Genomic DNA, 17,957 nt, shown 5'->3' with positions numbered 1-17,957 from the left:
AGTCGGATGGTCTTGTCGGAGGAACTGATCGATGATCAGGTCCCCGAACGATTGGAGTCGCGATGCGAAGACCAGTCCTGATCCTCACCCTCTTATCGGCCCTCGCGGCGCCGCTCGCGCCGGTCCCCGCGGCCGCCGCCACCGCCGGTGCCACAGCCGCCCCGGCCGTGCGGTGGGCGCCGTGCGCGGAGGACCCCGCGGCCGACTGCGGGACGCTGACCGTGCCGGTCGACTGGAACGACCCGCGCGCCGGGACCTTCGAGCTGGCCCTGGCCCGGCGCCGGGCGAGCGACCCGGCCGCCCGCATCGGGTCGCTGGTGATCAACCCCGGCGGCCCCGGCGGCTCCGGCGTGGACGCCGTGGTGAACAACTGGCTCAGCTTCACCCCCGAGATCACCAGCCGCTTCGACGTAGTCGGCTTCGACCCGCGCGGCGTGGGCCGCAGCCATCCCGTCACCTGCTCGCTGGAGCTCGCCCAGCAGGCGCCCGACCCGCTGTCGATCAAGGACCAGGCCGGCTGGGACGCCCTGCTCGCCTTCAACCGGCGCTACGGCGAGGACTGCCGCCGGCGCACCGGCCCGCTGTTCGACAACGTCCACACCGGGTACGTGATCCGCGACCTCGACGCCCTGCGCGCCGCCCTCGGCGACGACAAGCTGACCTACTACGGCGTCTCGTACGGCACCCTGATCGGCCAGCTCTACGCCGAACGCTACCCGCGCCGCGTCCGCGCCCTCGCGCTGGACAGCAACATGGACCACAGCCTGGGCACCCAGGCGTTCCTGGACACCGAGGCCTGGACCTCCCAGGACTCCTTCAACGAGTTCGTGGCCTGGTGCGGCCGGACCGACTCGTGCGCGCTGCACGGCAGGGACGTCCGCGCGGTGTGGCACGAGCTGCTGGCCAGGGCCGACCGGGGCGAGCTGACCTTCCCCGGGCAGCCGGACGTCAAGCTGCGCAGGCTCGACCTCATCGGCCTGGCCTTCGGCGCGTTCTACGGCCCGGCCTGGAGCCAGCTCGCCGAGCTGCTGGCCGCCATGGAGAGCGGCGCCGGCCCGGTCAGCCCGCTCTTCGCGCCGCCCGTCCGGGCCGCCGGGGAGACCGTCAACGACGCGAGCTTCGTCTTCTGCCAGGACTACGCGCTGCCCGTCCGCGGCTACCGCGACTGGGACCGGCTGCTCCGCAGGTCGGCGGCCGTCGCGCCGGACATGCTGGTCAGCGCCGCGGCGCACCCGCTCGCGCTGGCCTGCCAGGGCACGGCCACGCCCAACCGGCAGCACCGGCTCAGGGTGGACGGCTCGCCGGCGCTGCTGCTCGGCAACGCCCTGCACGACCCGGCCACGCCGTACGTGTGGGCGGTCTCCACGGCGCTGCAGGCCGGCCGGCAGGCCCGGCTGCTGACCTACGAAGGGTGGGGGCACGGCATCTACGGACGCGGCGAGTGCACGACGGCCGCCTTCGACCGCTACCTGCTCTCCCGTGACCTGCCCGCCCAGGGCGCCCGCTGCCCGGCCGTCCCGCCGGACGAGACGTCGCTCAGGCGGGTCCCGGGCCCGAGCCCGCTGCCCGGCCGCCCCGGGTGGACGTCCGTCCTGCGGTAGCCGGATGGCGACGCGGCCTCGCGGCCCCCTCTCCGCGAGGCCGCGTCCTACCCCCGCGTGCCCGTGGTCAGGCGCTCGCGGAGGGCGTCGAGGCGGGCCATGGCCGGGGTGGCGGTGACGCCGTGCAGGACGACCGAGAGCACCACGGTGAAGGCCGTCACCGCCCACAGCTCCTCGGGCGGCACGCCGAAGTCGGCGTGGCCCAGCGCGTACGCCAGGTAGAACAGCGACCCCACCCCCCGGATCCCGAACAGCGAGATGACCCGGCGCTCGCGGGGGCCGGCCGGGCCACGGACCTGGGAGAGCCAGCCCGCCAGCGGCCGGATGACCAGGATCAGCAGCACCCCGACGAGGGCGCCGCGCCAGGTGAGCGGGGCCAGGCCGCCGGCGGCGACGAAGCCGCCGAGCAGGAGCAGCAGCCAGGAGGTGAAGAGCCGTTCGAGCTGCTCGACGAAGCCGTGCAGGACGTTGTTGTAGCCGTGTCCGTGCTCGACCCGGCGGATGGCGCAGGCGGCGACGAACACGGCGATGAAGCCGTAGCCGCTGACCAGCTCGGTGACCCCGTAGGCGAGCAGGGTGGCGCCCAGGGCGACGAAGCCGTCGCGGCGTTCGGCCAGGCGCAGCTCCTCGGCGGAGGAGTGGAAGAACAGCCGGCCGAGCAGGCGGCCGATCAGCAGGCCGCAGACGACCCCGGCGACGATCCGGTAGAGCACGTCCGTCAGCGCCCACTCGCCCGTCCAGCCCAGGCCGCCGGCGGTGGCCAGGGCGATGGCGGCGTACACGATGGGGAAGGCCAGCCCGTCGTTCAGGCCCGCCTCCGAGGTGAGGGCGAAGCGGACCTCGTCGTCGGCGTTCTCGGCGTCGGCGGGCTCGCCCACGCTGACGTCGGAGGCGAGCACCGGGTCGGTCGGCGCGAGCACGGCCCCCAGCAGCAGCGCGGCGGCGACGGGCCAGCCCAGCACGCCGGAGGCCGCCGCCGTGACCCCGGCGACGGTCAGCGGCATCGCCCAGCCGAGCAGCCGCCAGGTCGTCGACCAGCTCCGCAACCCGATCCGCCGGTTGAGCGCCAGCCCCGCGCCCATGAGCGAGACCAGCACGCAGATCTCGGTGATGTGCTCGACGGCCGCCCGGTGGGCGACGGGATCGGGCTCGGGCAGCCCGATCGGCAGCAGGTACAGCCCCATGCCGCCGAGCAGGTAGACCAGGGGAGGGGAGAAGGCCCGGCGGGCGAGCAGGCCGGGCAGGACGGCGGCGAGCAGCGCGGCGGCGCCGCCGAGGGCCAGGACGAGATCGGGGGTGGACATCCCGGCCCCACTGCCCTGATCAACTAAGGACAATCTTCCTTTTATGCGCGCAAACCGCTCAGTATCGCTCGGATCAACAAGCCGGGGCCGTCGTCGGCATATCGCGGCAATATGCACTAATAGCTACTTTTCGCACCCCTGACTGCGCGCCTACCGTGACAGGACCCCCCAACTTCTGGAGGAGGATCCGTGTCAAGGTCTCTCCGTGTCACGCTCTCCGTCGTCCTCGCCCTCTCCTTCCTGCTGGTCACCTCCCCGGCCCAGGCCGCCGTGCTGGTCCGGGTGCTGCGGTACGACGCCTCCCGGTCGGCGGAGTTCGTCACCGTGATCGACCAGGCCGCCCAGGTCTGGAACGCGAACGTGGTGAACGTCCGGCTCATGCAGGGCACGCCCGCCAGCTTCGTCGTCCTGGCCGACAACAACTGGCCCAGGACGCTGCCCACCAGCCTCGGCCGCGGCACGATCTGGATGGGCCGCCAGGCGGTCAACCAGGGCTACTACCCGCTGCGGATCGCCACCCACGAGATCGGCCACATCCTCGGCCTGCCGGACCGGCGCACCGGGCTCTGCGGCGACCTGATGTCCGGCTCCAGCGCCCCCGTGAGCTGCACGAACGCCACCCCCAGCGCGGCCGAGCGGGCCGAGGTGGACCGCAACTTCGCCGGCAGCGCGCCCGCGGTCGAGTTCGGCCGCGTCCACGAGGACCGCTGACCTCCAACGCGCCCGTCAGGCTGTGTCGCTCCGCGCCGCCCCGCCGGTTCGTCCGGCGGGGTTGGCCGGAGGGCCGTGATCGTATTGTCTGGGAGCAATCGCCCCCCGACGTGAGGATCAGCGCATGCCCCGTTCGAGAGCCGTCCTGTCAGCCCTCGCCGCCGCGGCCTCGGTCCTGACGGCGAGCGGATCGGCCGAGGCGGCGGCGGACGTGCCGTTACCCTCGGCGGTCTTCCGCGCCACGCACAACAGCTACTCGGGCAACATCGCCGGCGCCAGGAACTCGATCGCCTACCAGCTCGACCACGGCGTCCGCTTCGTCGAGCTCGACGTGCACGACAACGGGTACGCCACCGCCCGCGACTACTCCGTCGGCCACGACGCCCCCGGCGACGAGGTGGACCACGCGGGCAACCCGGCCTCCAACCTCCTCGGCGACTGGCTCGCGGTGATCGCCGGCTGGTCGGCGGCCCATCCCGCGGCCGCGCCGATCGTCGTCGCCCTCGACCTCAAGGACGACCTGACCGACAACCCGTCCCACGCCGCGGGCAACCCGGCCGCGCTGAACGACGAGCTCGTCGCCGCCTTCGGGCCGCGGCTGCTGCGGGCCGAGGACTACCCGGCCGGCCCGTCCACCGTGGACGCGCTGCGCGGCCGCGTGCTCCCGGTGATCTCCGGCGACGGCACGACCCGCACGCTGTACAAGCGCGACCTCGGCTCGAACCCGGCCGTCGCGGCCAACGCCCGCGGCCAGGTCGTGGAGGTGCACGACTCGGGCGCCGGAGCGCTGTGGTACTGGACCGGCGCGTACGGCGCCGACGGCCGGGTGACCTGGCTGCGCCACGGCAGGTACGACAGCGGCGTCACCCCCGCCGTCGCCCTCAACGACAACGGCGACCTGGTCGAGGTCCACCAGTCGCAGAACGCCACCACGCTCTGGTACCGCGTGGGACGCCTGGACGCCGCCGGCGAGATCACCTGGTCCGCCAGTCGCCAGTACGACAACGGCGTGCTGCCGACGATCCGCTTCACCGACGCGAACGGGACCCGGCTCCGGGAGATCCACCGCAGCCAGAGCAACAGCCAGAACTGGGAGTGGTCCGGCACGCTCGACGCCGGCGCGGCGAGCGTCGCGTGGAGCGGCAACGCCAGGACCTCCGACGCCCGCCACGACAAGACCACCTCCTACGGCGGCGCGCCCCGCGTGCACGTGTGGACCGGCGCCGACGGCCCGACCCCGTCGCGGACCCTGCGGGTGGACACCGACGCGTTCACCGGCGACCGCATCCGCCACCGGCAGGTCGCCTTCGCCGAGTTCCAGCAGGGCGACAGCGCGGAGCTGCGGCAGGACGCGCTGTTCTACGCGGCGCCCGCCGGGCAGTCGTCGTTCATCACCGACGCGCGGCGGGCGGGCCGGCTCGTCCGCGGCTGGGACTTCGACTCGGCCGGCCAGGCGACCGATCCGCCGGCGAACTACCCGGCCACCAACCATCCCTACGACGCCTGGTACCAGGACCTGCTCACGCGGACGGGCGCGGTGGAGTGACCGGCGGACGGCGGCGGGTCAGCACGCGGGTGGTGCCGCCGTCGTCCTCGGCGATGTCGCGCACGTGCTCGAAGCCGAGTTTGCGCAGCACGGCCAGCGAGGCGAGGTTGTCCTGCGCGACGGTGGCGTGCACCTCGGTCAGGCCGAGGGCGTCGAAGCCGTGGCCGACGATCGCCTCGGCCAGCTCCCGGCCCAGGCCCGCCCCCCACACCGCGGGAACCAGCGCGTAGATGAGCTCGTGGCCCGACACGGTGTCGGTCGGCTTGATCTCGGCGTGCCCGACCAGCTCGCCGTCCCGGCGTACGGCCCAGACGGCGAACAGGTCCTGGGCGTAGACCTTGCTGAAGATGCGGCCGAACAGCGCACGGTCCTCGGGCTCGGTGGCGGTGCCGTCCCCCATCCAGCGCGTGACCCGTGGATCCTGGAACATGGCGACGAACGCGTCCTCGTCGGCGGGGACGTACGGCTCCAGCAGCAGCCGCTCGGTGCGCAGAGTAGGGGTCATGAACGGCGAACCTACTCGAACGCCGCGCGCCCCGACGACTCATTTTCGCCGGGGCGCCGCAGGTCACGCCTCCAGTTCGGCCGCCCGGCGCAGGTCCTTCGGCCGGCCCAGGGCGCGGCGCATCCGGATCAGGTCCTCCCGGGAGACGTAGTGGACCTCCAGGCCGCCGGGGCCGGTCGCGGTCAGCGCGCGGTCCAGGCACTCGCCGACCCGAAGCCCGCCCCAGGGGAGCGCCGGGGTGCAGCAGTCGCCGCCGGCCCCCGGCGAGGCGAACTGCGTCTTCGGGCGCAGCAGGGAGTCCGGGTGCAGGGGCAGCGGGCCGCCCGTCTCGTCGGCGAGCCGGGCGCCGACGGAGGCGAAGGCGGCGGCCAGGGCCGGGGCGTGGGCGGGGCGGCCGTCCCAGAGCAGGTCAAGGTCGCCGGTCAGCTCGGCGGAGCCGTGCATGATGCCGGCGACCTGCCCGATCACCACGGCCCGGACGCGATGCCGGTGCAGGGCTTCGAGCAGGGGGAACGGGTCGAAGCCGAGGGCGCCGTCGGTGCCGATGGTGCCGGCGTCGTCGTCGGCGTCCTCGTGGCCCACGCCGGTGGCCCCCCGGTCCAGGGCCAGTTCGCGGGTACGTCGTGCGGCGGCGCGGAGGCGGTCCAGCGGTTCGTCGATCATCCGGACATGCAACACCGGCCGCCGCCATGGCGCACGCGATTTTCCCCGTGCTAACTTGGCCGTATGACCAACTTGGCCGATCGGCCAAATTCGGCGCGCGGCGACCGCCGTCGTGAGCAACTTGTGGAGACCGGGGTCGCGCTGCTGGGCGAGCACGGGTGGCCCGGCGTCACCACCCGGGCCGTGGCCGAGCGGGCCGGCACCAACCCCGGCCTGATCCACTACCACTTCGGCGGGCTGCCCGGCCTGCGTGAGGCGATCTTCCGCCGCGCCACCGACCTCGTCGTCGGCCCGCTGGTCACCGAGCTGCTGGCCGCCGACGACGAGCGCGCCGCGCTGGCCCTGCTGCGCGGCCTGCCTGCCCGGGCGGCGGCCGACGGGCCGACGACCCGGCTGGCCGCCGAGCTGATCGTGGGCGCCACCCGCGATCCGGCCCTGGGCGCCGTGCTGCGCGACGAGCTCCGCCGGGCCCGCGGCCGCATCGCCACCCGCCTCGGCCGCCTGCGCCCCGGCTGGCCGGCCGACCGCCTCGACGGCGTCGCCACGCTCGTCACCGCCGCGATCGACGGGCTGATGCTGCACCACATGATCGACCCCGCCCTCCCCGTCGGCGCGGCGCTGTCGGCGGTGGAGGACCTGCTGGAGGCGGGCGAGTCGGCCGCGTCGCCGCCCGGCTGACGGAGACCGTCCTCGACCGGGCCGTCCGGGGCCCGCCACCCACCACGGAAGGAGACCGGCCATGGAGATCGTCAGCAGACCGGACCCGCCGACCGGGCTGCGCCGCCGGCTGTGGCGGCTGCCCATCCTGCTGTACCGTCTCGGCCTCGGGCCGCTGCTCGGCGGCCGCGTCATGCTGCTCACCCACACCGGACGCGTCTCGGGCCTGCCCCGCCGGGCCGTCATCGAGGTCGTCCAGCGCGACGGGCAGGGCTACGTGGCCGCCTCCGGCTTCGGCCCCAAGGCCGACTGGTACCGCAACGTCATGGCCACCCCGCGGGTGAGCCTGCAGGTCGGCGGCCACCGCTTCCGCGCCACGGCGGTGCCGCTGGAGCCCGGTGAGGGCGCGGACATCATGGCCCGGTACGCCCCCCGCCACCCGGCCGCCGCCCGCCGGCTCTGCCGGATCATGGGCTTCGCCGTCGACGGCGGCGTGGACGACTACCGCGAGGTGGGCAGCCGCATCCCGTTCGTCCGGTTCGTTCCGGGCTGATCGGCGAAGCCGTCCAGAGCCTTCAGGATCTCGTCGCGGAAGGCGCCGCTCCCGGTGTGCCCGGAGTCCTCCACGATCACCAGGCGGGCCCCGCCTTCACGGCTGCCCGTCCAGGTCCGCGGGGGCGCGGCGGATGAACAGCTCCAGCCGGGAGCGGCCGTCCGGGTGGTCGAGCGTCACCCGGTCGCACACGCGCTGCATCATCCACAGCCCCATGCCGCGCTGCGGCGGCCAGGCCGGGACGCGGTCGAGGTGGGCGTGCGTCAGGGTGCCGCGCTCGTCGATCACGTGCACCGTCACGCCGTCCTCGTCGCTGCGGGCGCTCACCGTGCCGGGCGCCTGGGCGTGTTCCAGGACGTTGCCGGCCGCCTCGCTGACCGCCAGCACCAGCCGTTCCACCCGCTGCCTGTCGAGCCCCGCCTCCAGGGCGAAAGCGCTGACCAGGCCCCGCAGGTGAGCCAGGTTCGTACCGATCGGCACGTGCAGCCCGAAGGACTCGCCCATGGTCACCGCCTGATTCGTCCCGTTGGTCGGTACCGGCCCTCGCCGCGAACGAGCGGAGTGTGAGTGCGGCCGCTCACCCGTCAGTGAGCAAATCCTAAGCATCCTGATACGACATTCGGCCGGAAATTCCGCGAAACCCCTCCGAGGGGCGTGCCGCGCATGCCCAGGATGGGGACGACCTCGGGCTACCGGCCGGTTCCGTGCGCGGGCGGCTCGCCGGAGGGGAACAGGATCGCGCTGAGCAGGTAGGGGGCGCGGCCGGGGGCAGGGGCGTTGCCCAGCCGGTCGCCCAGCACCGCCAGCAGGTCGGTCAGCATCGCGGCGAGCTCGCCGGGGCTGAGCCACACGGTGCCCTGCCGGTAGGAGACCGAGTCGGCGACCGGATCGGCGCCCTCGCGGCGCAGGTAGGCGTCGAACTCGGCGATCAGGACGGCCATGGCGGCGGCGAACCCCCTGCGGTGGTCGTCGAGCGACATCGACGCGGCGGCCCCCGCGTCGATCGCGGGACGGTCCTGGCGCAGCCGGTAGCGGCGCTCGGTGGCCCCGCGTACGCGCTGCTCGCCCTCGACCTCCAGGAACCCGCCCTCGGTCAGGTGCGCGACCTGGCGATAGACGGTGATCTTGGGAACCTCGGGCATGCGGGCGCAGAGCTGCGCGATCGTCATCGTGCCCGCGGCCGCCACGGCGTGCACGATGCGCAGCCGTACGGGGTGCAGCAGCTGCTCGACAGGGTCCATGGCCTAACGATTTCATATGAGATACCGTTATCCAAAATGAAAACGTTAGGTTCGCGGAGCGGAGGAGGCGGCATGCGGGACGTGCCGGGGCGGACGGTGCCGGTGAACGGCCGGCACGTCTATGTCGAGGAGACCGGTGAAGGCCCCTTACCGGTGGTGTTCGAGGCCGGCGGGGGCTGCGGGCGCACCTGCTGGGACGCGGTGACGCCGCTGCTGGCGAGCAGGGCGCGGCTGGTGACCTACGACCGGGCCGGGCGCGGGCGCAGCGGCCCCGCCACTGGGTCGCTCGGCATCGACGACCTGGCGGCCGACCTGGTCGCGATGACCGAGGCCGTCGTGCCGGGGGAGTTCGTGCTGGTCGCGCACAGCATGGGCGGGCTGGTCGCGCGCCGTGCCGCCGAGCTGCTGGGGCCCCGGCTGCGCGGGCTGCTGCTGGCCGACGTCCTGCCGGAGACCTCGCCGGTGTACGACACCTGGGACCGGACCGCCGCGCAGGTCGACCGCGTGATGGCGGTGACGCAGGCGCTCAGCCGGTTCCGTCCGGCGGCGCGGCTGTTCAGTGGGAACGTCCGGCGGCTGTTCCCCGCCGACACCTACCGGACCATGCTCGCCGAGGACTTCACCCCCGCCGGGGTCGCCCGGACGCGCCAGGAGATCCGGGCCGTGGCCGCCGCCATCCCGGAGTTCCGGGCGCGGCCCCCTCGGCTGCCGCGCTGCCCGACGATCGTGTTGTCGGTGACCCGCGCCGCCCGAGGGCGGGAGCGCCGGCACGCCGCCAACCGCGAGCACCAGCGCCGCTACGCCGACAGCCTGCCCGACGGACGCCACGAGGACGTCCTCTCGGGCCATCTGGTCCAGGCCGAGCAGCCGCACCTCGTCGCCGACCGCACGGCCGAGCTCATCGGGTGAAGCAGTCGCCGGACGGGGTGAGCCGGGCGGACATGTTGCGTTCCATCATGTTCAGCGCCGCCTGCCCGAGATCGTGGTGGATGGCCGCCACGCAGTCGGGCGGCACGGTCAGCTCGTAGTGCCGCACGTACGCGTCCAGCGCGCTGTACAACACGCACTGCTCCGTCACCTGCCCGGCCAGGACCACCCGCTCGACCCCGCTGTGCGACAGCAGGTACTCCAGCGACGTGCCGAAGAACGCGCTGTGCCGCACCTTGGGCAGGAACGCGCACCCCGGCGGCGGCAGGACCGGCTGCACCAGGTCCGGCCGCCGGCCCTTCATCGCCCGCTCCTCGATCTCCCGCCGGTCGGCGGCGAAGTCGCCGTAGTTGTCGTTGACGTAGACCAGCTCGACGTCGTCCCGCTCGCGGGCCCGCGCCACCAGGTCCGCGAGCGGCTCGACGATCGGCTCCACCTGCCGGGCGAGCAGCTCGGCGTCCTGGTGCTCGTACGGGTTCAGCATGTCGATGACGACCAGCGCAGATCTTGCCATAACCCCTGTCCTGTCCAGCTACCTGCTGTTTTATCCGGGACAAATCAGGGCATGGCGGGGTTGGTCAGTTCTGGTCGATGAACCGCTGGGCGAGGGTCCGGCCCAGCGTCACGGCCTGGTCGTGGTTCTCGATGGCGGCCACCTTCGTCCCGGAGCCGGTGAACGCGATGTAGGTGACGCCGGAGTCGGTGCCGCCGTTGCTCGGGTCGGGGTTGATGCCGAGGTCGGCGGCGGTGCGGTAGGAGGCCTCGCCGATGATGCCCGACGGGCCCGTGTCGCCCGTGACCGCGTACTCGACCTGGCCGTTGTAGATGACCGCCACCACCGTCCCGCAGCCGATGCCCTTGGTCCGGTAGTCCCAGATCGAGCTGGGGCTCGGCACCACCACGTAGGGGAGCTGCGCGGCGTTGAGCGGCGTGTCCGAGGTGGTGTGGCAGAACGTCTCGGCCTGGAAGCAGCAGTCGGTGCTCTCGTTGCACTGCGCGGTCCGGACGCCGTCGCAGTCGATGTCCAGGTCGCCCTTCCAGAACACGCCGCCGGTCTTGCCGCACACCGCGACGGTCGCGGAGGAGACGTCGGAGTCGGTCTTGTACTTGCCGTTGGAGATCTGGGCGCACGTGGTGACCTCGGCGAGGAGCTGGTCGGCGGTGGGCCCGCCGGCGCCGCCGGTCGTGGTGCCGGTGACCGCGGCGCTGTGCCCGGACTCGTTGCCCGCCGCGTCCACCGCCGTGATCGTGTACGTGTGGGCGGACCCGGCGGCCAGCCCCGCCACCGTGGCGCTCGCGGTGGGCGAGGTCGCCACCACGGTCGTGCCCTCGTAGACGCGGTAGCCGGTGACGCCCACGTTGTCGGTGGAGTCCGTCCAGGCCAGGGAGATGCCGGTGGCCGAGACGCCGGTCACCCGCGGGCTCGCCGGCGCGGTGGGCGCCTGGCCGTCGGCGCCGCCGGCGCCGCTGACCGACAACCTGTCCACGTTCGGGCCGCCCTCGGCGCCGGTCCCGGTCGCCCGGACGGTGTTGACGCCGGCGTTCAGCGTCACCGTGGCGCGGACGTCGGCCCAGGTGTCCCAGCCGCCGGTGCCGGGGAAGGCCAGGCCGGTCACCGCGGTGACGCCGTTGACGGCGACGTCCATCGGGCGGCCGGCGGCGGTGCCGTTCGCGTAACGGAAGGTCAGCGTGTGGCTGCCGGCCTCGGCCACGTTGACCGACCACTCGATCGAGCCGCCGGGGGCGTTGACGTAGTCGACGAACCCGGCGCCGGTGTAGCCGGTGTGGTTGGTGGCCACGCTCGCCCCCGTCAGCGTCGCGGCCTCGGCCTGGTACTCGGTGGCCGGGGCGTCGGCGGTCGTGGCCTCCAGGAAGTCGAGGTTGGGGTTGCCGCCCGCGGACGCGGCGGTGACCCGGATCTTGTTGTCGCCCCGGTTCAGGGCGGCGGTGAGGGTGGAGGTCGCCCAGGTGTCCCAGTTGGCCGTCGCGCCGAACGAACGCCCGGCGGACACGACCGTGCCGTTGACGGAGACGTCGGCGACACGGGCGGAGCCGGTGCCGTTGGCGTACCTGATGGCCAGGGTGGCGGTGCCGGCCGCCGGGGCGTCCACGGTCCACTCGGTGTACGGGCCGGCCGCGTTGACGCTGTTGACGAAGCCGGTGCCGGAGAACCCGGCGTGGTTCGCCTCGACGGCGCCCTGGACGTTGGTGGCGTTCTCGGCCTCGTAGCGCACGGTCGCCGCGCGCGCGGGCAGCGCCACGAGCGCGGAGACGGCCAGGCACGCGGCGGCGACCGGGACGAGGGTGCGTAAGCGGGTTGCGAGCACGGTCACTCCTCGGGGGCTATTGGATGGCGGAGCGGCGGATCGTGTCGGCGCTGCCGTCGCCGTTGTTGTCGGAGTTGGTCGAGCCGAACCAGATGGCGGCGGCGCCCGGCACCTTCTCGACCACGCGCAGCCTGCCGTACGTGCCGTTGAAGTAGGAGTTGACCGTCGAGACGTTCTCGCCGTTCAGGACGATGCGCCACAGGCGCTGCCCGCGCAGCGCCGCCATGAAGACCGTGTTGCCGACGATCGCGATGCCGCTCGGCGAGGCCTCGGCGACGCCCCAGGTGTACTTGGGGTTGGTCATGCCGGAGGCGGTGCAGGTGCCCTCGCAGGTGGGCCAGCCGTAGTTCTTGCCGGGCTGGATCAGGTTGAGCTCGTCGCGCGCGGAGTTGCCCAGCTCCGACGACCACAGCCGGCCCGCGGAGTCCCACGCCAGGCCCTGCGGGTTGCGGTGGCCGTAGCTGTAGACGCGGGTGCCGAACGGGTTGCCGGGCGCGGCGGCGCCGGTCCTGGTCAGGCGCAGGATCTTGCCGTTGAGCGAGTTCAGGTTGGGCGCGTTGGCCGACTGCTGGGCGTCGCCGGTGGTGGCGTACAGGTAGCCGTCGGGGCCGAAGCGGATGCGGCCGCCGTTGTGGTACCGGTTCTTGTCGATGCCCTGGAGGATCGTGGTGTAGCCGCTGAGCGTGCTGCCGTTGAAGTTCATCCTCGCGATGCGGTTGCCCTCGGCGGCGGTGTGCATGAAGAACACCTCCTGGTCGGTCGTGCCGTTCCAGGTGGGGGAGAGGTCCAGGCCCATCAGGCCGCCCTCGCCGTCGGTGGTCTGCACGTTCGGCACGGTCCCGACCTGCGTCTTCGTGCCCGACGGTGTCACCTTGAACACCTTGAACGTGTCCCGCTCGGTGACCAGCGCGAACGAGCCGTCCGGCGTCCAGGAGGCGTCCCAGGGCACGTCCCAGCCGCCCGCGACGGAGGTCGGCGTCTGGGGCACGGTCCCGCACCCGCCCGTGGTGAACGCGGCCGACGCCGCGCTCGGCGCGGAGAGCTGGCCGGCGGTGTCGCGGGCGACGACGTCGAGCTGGTAGGTGCGCGCGCACTCCAGCGGCACGCTCGTGCTGGTGGCGGGCGGTGCGCCGGTGACGGTGGCCAGCACGGCGCCGGAGGCGTGGTCGCGGACCAGGTAGGCGCGCACGCCGCCGTCGTCGGTGGAGGCGGCCCAGGTGACGGACGCCGACGTGGGCTGGACGCCGCTGACCGCGGGCGTGCCGGGCGGCGAGGGCGGGTCGTCCGGCGGCGCGGGCAGCGTGCGGCAGGCGGCCTCGGGGCTGCTCAGCGAGACGTTGCCGGAGGCGTCCCGGGCGAACACCGACAGCTGGTAGCCGAAGTCGGGGGTCAGCCCGGTCAGGGTGGCCGGCGGCGCGGGGGCGGTGGCGATGAGCTGGCCCTGCTGGTAGATGTCGTAGGCCACGACGCCGATGTCGTCCGTGGCGGGCGGCCAGTCCAGCTTCAGGCTGTTGTGGGTGATCTCGCCGCACACCGGCTGGCCGGGCGCGGTCGGCTTCTGGGTGTCGGCCGGTCCGCTGACGCGCAGCCGGTCGAGGTTGGGGCCGCCGTCCGCGGTGGTCGCGGTGGCCCGTACGGTGTTGGCGCCCGCGTTCAGGGTGGCGTTGAGCGTGACCTCGTTCCAGGTGGTCCACGCGCCGGTGCCGGGGAAGGAACGGGTGCTCGCGGCGCCGTTCACCGAGATGCTCAGCGGCCGGTCGATCGTGGTGCCGTTGGCGTAGCGGAAGGTCAGGCTCTGCGGGCCGGTGGCCGCCGCGCTGACCTGGAACTCGACGTACGAGCCGGTCGCGTTGTCGTAGTTGACGAAGCCGGAGCCGGTGTAACCGGCGTGGTTGGACTCCACGACGCCCCGCGCGATCGTGGCGGTCTCGGCCTGGTAGTCGGTGAAGCCGCTGACCTGGACGTCGGCGTCGAGGTAGTCCCAGTTGGGGTTGCCTCCGGCGGTGGCGGCGGTGGCCCTGATCGTGTTGGGGCCCGCCTTGACCTGGGCGGTCAGCGTGACCGTGGCCCAGGTGTCCCAGTTCGCGGTGGGGGCGAAGGCGCGGGAGGCGGCCACGACCGAGCCGTTGACGGCGAGGTCGGCGGGCCGGTCGCCGGTGGTGCCGTTGGCGTAGCGCAGGGCCAGCGTGGCGGTCCCGGCGCCGGGCGCGTTGACGGTCCACTCCGTGTAGGAGCCGGCGACGTTGTCGCCGTTCACGAAGCCGCTGCCGGAGTAGCCGGTGTGGTTGGACTCGACGGCTCCCTGCGAGAGCGTCGCGTTCTCGGCCTCGTACCTGGTGGGGGCGGCGTCGGCGGGGCCGGCGGGCACGGCCAGCGCGCCCGCGACCAGCGCGAGGACGCATAACCGGGGCTTCCACGAGTTCATCGGGTGGCTCCTGGGGGGTGAGCGGCTTTTCATCGTGTTCCCACAGGGAGTCACACCCGTCAACAAGTTGTCGATCTTGGAACGCTCCAACTTTAGGAAACTTTACTAACTCGGCCCGGAGGAGACATCGGAGGTGCGGACGGCCGTGGACAGACATCCGTGCGAGATGTATGCCTGAAGCAGATGGGAGGTCGGACCTGTGATCGTCACCCTTCGGCGGGAGCCCCGCGCCATACGGCCCGGAAACCGACGTCAACGCTCACCCCCGGCGGCTGGACAGCCGCGCGGTGCTGCCGGGACGATATGTGATCATGGACCAGAACGACCCCGGGGAGCCGCGCCTGCGGCCGGCCGAGCCCGATGACCACGGCCGCATCGTCGCCGTGCTGGACGACTGGTGGGGACGGCCGATCAGTGCCGGGCTGCCGCGCCTGTTCCTCGACCACTTCCACCGCACCAGCCTGGTGGCCGAGGACGACGACGGCCTGGCCGGGTTCCTCGTCGGGATCCTGTCGCCCTCGACGCCCGGCCTCGCCTACGTGCACTTCGTCGGCGTCGCCCCGCGCCTGCGCGGCGGCGGCCTGGCCCGCCGCCTCTACCGGCGCTTCTTCGCGCTCGCCACGGCCGACGGGCGCGACCGGGTCAGGGCGATCACCTCCCCGGTCAACGGCGCGTCCATCGCCTTCCACGCCGCGATGGGCTTCACGGTCACCGGGCCCGTCCCGGACTACGACGGCCCCGGCGTCGACCGCGTCGTCTTCGAGCTGCGGCTCCCGCCGCGCTGACGGCCGCGCCCGCTCATCGGGGGTCCGTACGGGCGTTGAGCCGGTTCAGGGTCGTCGCGAGGGCCGATCCGTAGACCACGTGCCCGAGGGCCATCACCGCGGGACGGCCGGGCCGGTCGCGGGAGACCGGCGGCAGGATGTCCAGGCTCGGGATCCAGCCCTCGTAACTGGCGATCCAGATCGTCAGCGCGTACCCGACGCCCAGCGCGGACGGGGTGCGGCGCCCGCGGGTGAGCAGGCCGTACAGGGCTCCGGCGGTGACGCCGAACCCCAGGTGGGCCAGCGCTCCCACGACCCCCTCGCCCGGCTTGGGGCGGTGCCGGTGGCCGGGCAGCAACGCCCGCGCGATGCGTTTCGGCGGCTGGTCCTCCATCAGGCCCGCCCGGCTGCCGGCGAGCATCACCGCGCTCATCGCCGCGGTCGCCACGGCGCCGCCCGCGGCGCCTTTCATGAGGTTGCGCATGCGAAGCCCGGTGCCCGGGACGGAACGCCGGAAACCGGCCATGACCCGGATCACGGCCGTCGGCTGACATGCCGGCCGGCCGGCGGGGCAGGAGGAACGGTCTTCCCGACCAGAGAGGACCGGATGGGCGACACGGCGGCGGAATGCGAGCGGGTGGCCAGGCAGGCGCTCGGCCTGACCGACCTGCGGCCCGGCCAGCTCCGGGCGATGACGGCCCTGGCCGAGGGCAGGGACACGCTGGTGGTGATGCCCACCGGGAGCGGCAAGTCGGCGATCTACCAGGTGCCGGCGTTGCTGCTGCGCGGCCCGACCCTGGTGGTCTCGCCGCTCATCGCCCTGCAACGCGACCAGGTCGAGGCCCTGCGCGACCGCGACGAGGAGGCCGTCAGCCTGGACGCGGGAACGCGGGCCGCCGAGCGGGCGGAGACGTTCCAGGCGCTGCGGGCGGGTGAGACGGAGTTCCTGTTCTGCGCGCCCGAGCAGCTCGCCCGTCCCGACGTCCTGCGCGAGCTGGCCGCCGCGGCCCCCTCGCTCATGGTGGTGGACGAGGCCCACTGCGTCTCGGCCTGGGGGCACGACTTCCGCCCCGACTACCTGCGGCTCGGCGCGGTGGCCGACGCGCTCGGCCGTCCGGTCGTGGCGGCGCTGACGGCGACCGCCGCCCCGCCGGTACGGGCGGAGATCGCCGAGCGGCTGGGCATGCGGACGCCGGTGGAGATCGTCCAGGGGTTCGACCGGCCCAACATCTCGCTGGAGGTGCGCCGGGCGCTCGGCGACCCCGCCGGCGACATCGTCACGACCGTCGCGGCGGCGAAGAAGCCCGGCATCGTCTACACGAGCTCGCGCAGGCAGACCGGACGGCTGAGCGGCCTGCTGGCCGAGGCCGGCGTGCGGGCCGCCGCCTACCACGCCGGGCTGCGCCGGGCCGAACGGGACGCGGTGCACGACCGGTTCATGGCCGGTGACCTGGACGTCGTGGTCGCGACCAACGCCTTCGGCATGGGCATCGACAAACCGGACGTGCGTTTCGTCCTGCACGCCGAGATCCCCGGCTCGCCGGACGCGTACTACCAGGAGATCGGCCGGGCGGGCCGGGACGGCGACCCGGCCGACGCCCTGCTGTTCTACCGGTCCGAGGACCTGGGGCTGCAGCGGTTCTTCACCGGCGGGACGCCCGACGAGGAACGGCTGGCCCGGGTCGCCGAGGCGGTCGCCGAGTCCGGCCCCGGCAGCGACCGCAAGGGCCTGGCCGAACGCGCCGGACTGTCGGCGCGACGCCTCACGGCGCTGCTGGACCTGCTGGAGAGAGCCGGCGCGGTACGCCTCGGCACCCGCAAGGTCGATCCCGTGCCCGGCCTCGACCCCCGGGCGGCGGCGAGCCGCGCCAGGGAGCTGGCCGAGCGCCGCCGGGACGTCGACCGCAGCCGCCTGGAGATGATGCGCCGCTACGCCGAGACCACCGACTGCCGCCGGCGTTTCCTGCTCGGCTACTTCGGCGAGGAGCTCGCCGGCAACTGCGGCAACTGCGACACCTGCCGCGCCGGGACCGCCGGGCAGGCGTCCCCGGAGAGCGGCCCCTTCCCGCTGCACGCCCGGGTGGAACACCGCGCGTGGGGGCCCGGCCAGGTCATCCAGCGCGGCGAGGACCGCCTGACGGTCCTGTTCGAGGACGCCGGATACCGCGAGCTCCAGCTCGACGTGGTCCTCGAAGAGGGCCTGCTCACCGAGGCCCGGACCGGCGAAGGGGCACGCGGACCGGCCTAGCGCCGCGCCGGGCCCGGGAAGCGCAGGATCCAGCGGCGCTGCCACGGGGTCTCGACCGCCCGGGGATGGTGGTGCTCGCGCGTCCAGGCGACGGCGTCGGCCGGGTCGAGACCGGCCAGGACGGCCAGGCAGGCGACGACCGTGCCGGTGCGGCCCACGCCGCCCCCGCACGCCACCTCGACCGCCTCGCCCGCCCGCGCCCGCCGGTGCAGGTCGCCGATCCGCTCCACGGCCGCGTCGCGGTCGCGGGGCAGCAGGAAGTCGGGCCACTCGATCCACGCGTGCGGCCAGCGCAGCCCGTCCTCGTGGCGGCGGGTGAGCCGCGCCGACCCCAGGTAGAGGCCGAAGCCGGGCGCCGGGCCGTCCGGCAGCGGGTGGCGCAGGCCCCGGCCGCGGATCCAGGAGCCGTCCGGGAGCCGGAAGGCGCCCGCGAGCGGCGGCTCGCCCGTCGGGCCGTCCGTCGGAGTCGTCACGGATCCTCCTCG

The 17,957-nt window shown here is 73.8% G+C and carries 18 protein-coding genes; 8 read left to right on the top strand and 10 right to left on the bottom strand.

Going from position 1 to position 17,957, the window contains the following annotated elements; translation table 11 throughout:
• Positions 1–62 precede the first annotated feature (62 nt).
• Complete coding sequence (locus ACFYUV_RS20000) at positions 63–1,601, top strand: alpha/beta fold hydrolase (RefSeq protein ID WP_387670261.1); 1,539 nt, start codon at positions 63–65, stop codon at positions 1,599–1,601.
• A 47-nt stretch (positions 1,602–1,648) separates the two neighbouring features.
• On the opposite strand, the gene ACFYUV_RS19995 is transcribed toward ACFYUV_RS20000, so the two are convergent.
• Entirely contained in the window at positions 1,649–2,905 is a 1,257-nt protein-coding gene (locus ACFYUV_RS19995) for a cation:proton antiporter (protein WP_387670259.1), read from the bottom strand.
• A 189-nt stretch (positions 2,906–3,094) separates the two neighbouring features.
• Here ACFYUV_RS19995 and ACFYUV_RS19990 point away from each other — a divergent pair, with 189 nt between their 5' ends.
• Both ACFYUV_RS19990 and ACFYUV_RS19985 read left to right on the top strand, forming a co-directional pair.
• Positions 3,095–3,616, top strand: coding sequence for a snapalysin family zinc-dependent metalloprotease (locus tag ACFYUV_RS19990; RefSeq protein ID WP_387670257.1), 522 nt, complete (start codon positions 3,095–3,097; stop codon positions 3,614–3,616).
• A gap of 124 nt (positions 3,617–3,740) precedes the next feature.
• On the top strand, positions 3,741–5,162 hold the full coding sequence (locus ACFYUV_RS19985; RefSeq protein WP_387670255.1) for a hypothetical protein: 1,422 nt from the start codon (positions 3,741–3,743) through the stop codon (positions 5,160–5,162).
• Here ACFYUV_RS19985 and ACFYUV_RS19980 read toward each other — a convergent pair.
• Together ACFYUV_RS19980 and ACFYUV_RS19975 are read right to left on the bottom strand one after the other, a co-directional pair.
• Positions 5,137–5,667 (bottom strand): GNAT family N-acetyltransferase, encoded by a 531-nt coding sequence (locus tag ACFYUV_RS19980; RefSeq protein ID WP_387670253.1) that lies wholly within the window; start codon positions 5,665–5,667, stop codon positions 5,137–5,139. The two genes, ACFYUV_RS19985 and ACFYUV_RS19980, sit on opposite strands and share 26 nt — an antisense overlap.
• A gap of 63 nt (positions 5,668–5,730) precedes the next feature.
• Positions 5,731–6,330, bottom strand: a complete 600-nt coding sequence (locus tag ACFYUV_RS19975) for a hypothetical protein (protein ID WP_387670251.1) — start codon at positions 6,328–6,330, stop codon at positions 5,731–5,733.
• Positions 6,331–6,393: 63 nt separating this feature from the next.
• Here ACFYUV_RS19975 and ACFYUV_RS19970 point away from each other — a divergent pair, with 63 nt between their 5' ends.
• Positions 6,394–7,008, top strand: coding sequence for a TetR/AcrR family transcriptional regulator (locus ACFYUV_RS19970; RefSeq protein WP_387670249.1), 615 nt, complete (start codon positions 6,394–6,396; stop codon positions 7,006–7,008).
• A 61-nt stretch (positions 7,009–7,069) separates the two neighbouring features.
• Positions 7,070–7,540, top strand: coding sequence for a nitroreductase family deazaflavin-dependent oxidoreductase (locus ACFYUV_RS19965; protein WP_387670247.1), 471 nt, complete (start codon positions 7,070–7,072; stop codon positions 7,538–7,540).
• Positions 7,541–7,636: 96 nt separating this feature from the next.
• On the opposite strand, the gene ACFYUV_RS19960 is transcribed toward ACFYUV_RS19965, so the two are convergent.
• Together ACFYUV_RS19960 and ACFYUV_RS19955 are read right to left on the bottom strand one after the other, a co-directional pair.
• Entirely contained in the window at positions 7,637–8,044 is a 408-nt protein-coding gene (locus ACFYUV_RS19960; protein WP_387670245.1) for an ATP-binding protein, read from the bottom strand.
• 185 nt (positions 8,045–8,229) lie between these two features.
• A complete protein-coding gene (locus ACFYUV_RS19955; RefSeq protein WP_387670243.1) occupies positions 8,230–8,781 on the bottom strand; it encodes a helix-turn-helix domain-containing protein in 552 nt (183 codons plus the stop codon).
• A gap of 72 nt (positions 8,782–8,853) precedes the next feature.
• Here ACFYUV_RS19955 and ACFYUV_RS19950 point away from each other — a divergent pair, with 72 nt between their 5' ends.
• Entirely contained in the window at positions 8,854–9,690 is an 837-nt protein-coding gene (locus tag ACFYUV_RS19950; RefSeq protein WP_387670241.1) for an alpha/beta fold hydrolase, read from the top strand.
• Here ACFYUV_RS19950 and ACFYUV_RS19945 read toward each other — a convergent pair.
• The 3 genes from ACFYUV_RS19945 to ACFYUV_RS19935 form a co-directional block, all read right to left on the bottom strand.
• Entirely contained in the window at positions 9,680–10,222 is a 543-nt protein-coding gene (locus ACFYUV_RS19945) for a cysteine hydrolase family protein (RefSeq protein WP_387670239.1), read from the bottom strand. The two genes, ACFYUV_RS19950 and ACFYUV_RS19945, sit on opposite strands and share 11 nt — an antisense overlap.
• A gap of 64 nt (positions 10,223–10,286) precedes the next feature.
• Positions 10,287–12,035 (bottom strand): CBM35 domain-containing protein, encoded by a 1,749-nt coding sequence (locus tag ACFYUV_RS19940; protein WP_387670237.1) that lies wholly within the window; start codon positions 12,033–12,035, stop codon positions 10,287–10,289.
• 16 nt (positions 12,036–12,051) lie between these two features.
• Entirely contained in the window at positions 12,052–14,460 is a 2,409-nt protein-coding gene (locus ACFYUV_RS19935; protein ID WP_387670235.1) for a PQQ-dependent sugar dehydrogenase, read from the bottom strand.
• A 311-nt stretch (positions 14,461–14,771) separates the two neighbouring features.
• Here ACFYUV_RS19935 and ACFYUV_RS19930 point away from each other — a divergent pair, with 311 nt between their 5' ends.
• Entirely contained in the window at positions 14,772–15,245 is a 474-nt protein-coding gene (locus ACFYUV_RS19930) for a GNAT family N-acetyltransferase (protein WP_387670233.1), read from the top strand.
• A 13-nt stretch (positions 15,246–15,258) separates the two neighbouring features.
• Here ACFYUV_RS19930 and ACFYUV_RS19925 read toward each other — a convergent pair whose 3' ends face one another.
• A complete protein-coding gene (locus ACFYUV_RS19925) occupies positions 15,259–15,708 on the bottom strand; it encodes a DUF6789 family protein (protein ID WP_387670231.1) in 450 nt (149 codons plus the stop codon).
• A 123-nt stretch (positions 15,709–15,831) separates the two neighbouring features.
• Between ACFYUV_RS19925 and ACFYUV_RS19920 the strand changes: the two genes are divergently transcribed.
• Complete coding sequence (locus ACFYUV_RS19920) at positions 15,832–17,472, top strand: RecQ family ATP-dependent DNA helicase (RefSeq protein WP_387670229.1); 1,641 nt, start codon at positions 15,832–15,834, stop codon at positions 17,470–17,472.
• Here ACFYUV_RS19920 and ACFYUV_RS19915 read toward each other — a convergent pair.
• Positions 17,469–17,945, bottom strand: coding sequence for a protein-tyrosine phosphatase family protein (locus tag ACFYUV_RS19915; RefSeq protein ID WP_387670227.1), 477 nt, complete (start codon positions 17,943–17,945; stop codon positions 17,469–17,471). The two genes, ACFYUV_RS19920 and ACFYUV_RS19915, sit on opposite strands and share 4 nt — an antisense overlap.
• Between the last annotated feature and the right edge of the window lie 12 nt (positions 17,946–17,957).

The organism is Nonomuraea sp. NPDC003560, from assembly GCF_042878785.1.
Lineage (GTDB): Bacteria > Actinomycetota > Actinomycetes > Streptosporangiales > Streptosporangiaceae > Nonomuraea.
The sequence above is the reverse complement of the archived record's forward strand: the minus strand, read 5'-3'. Positions and strand labels throughout refer to the sequence as shown.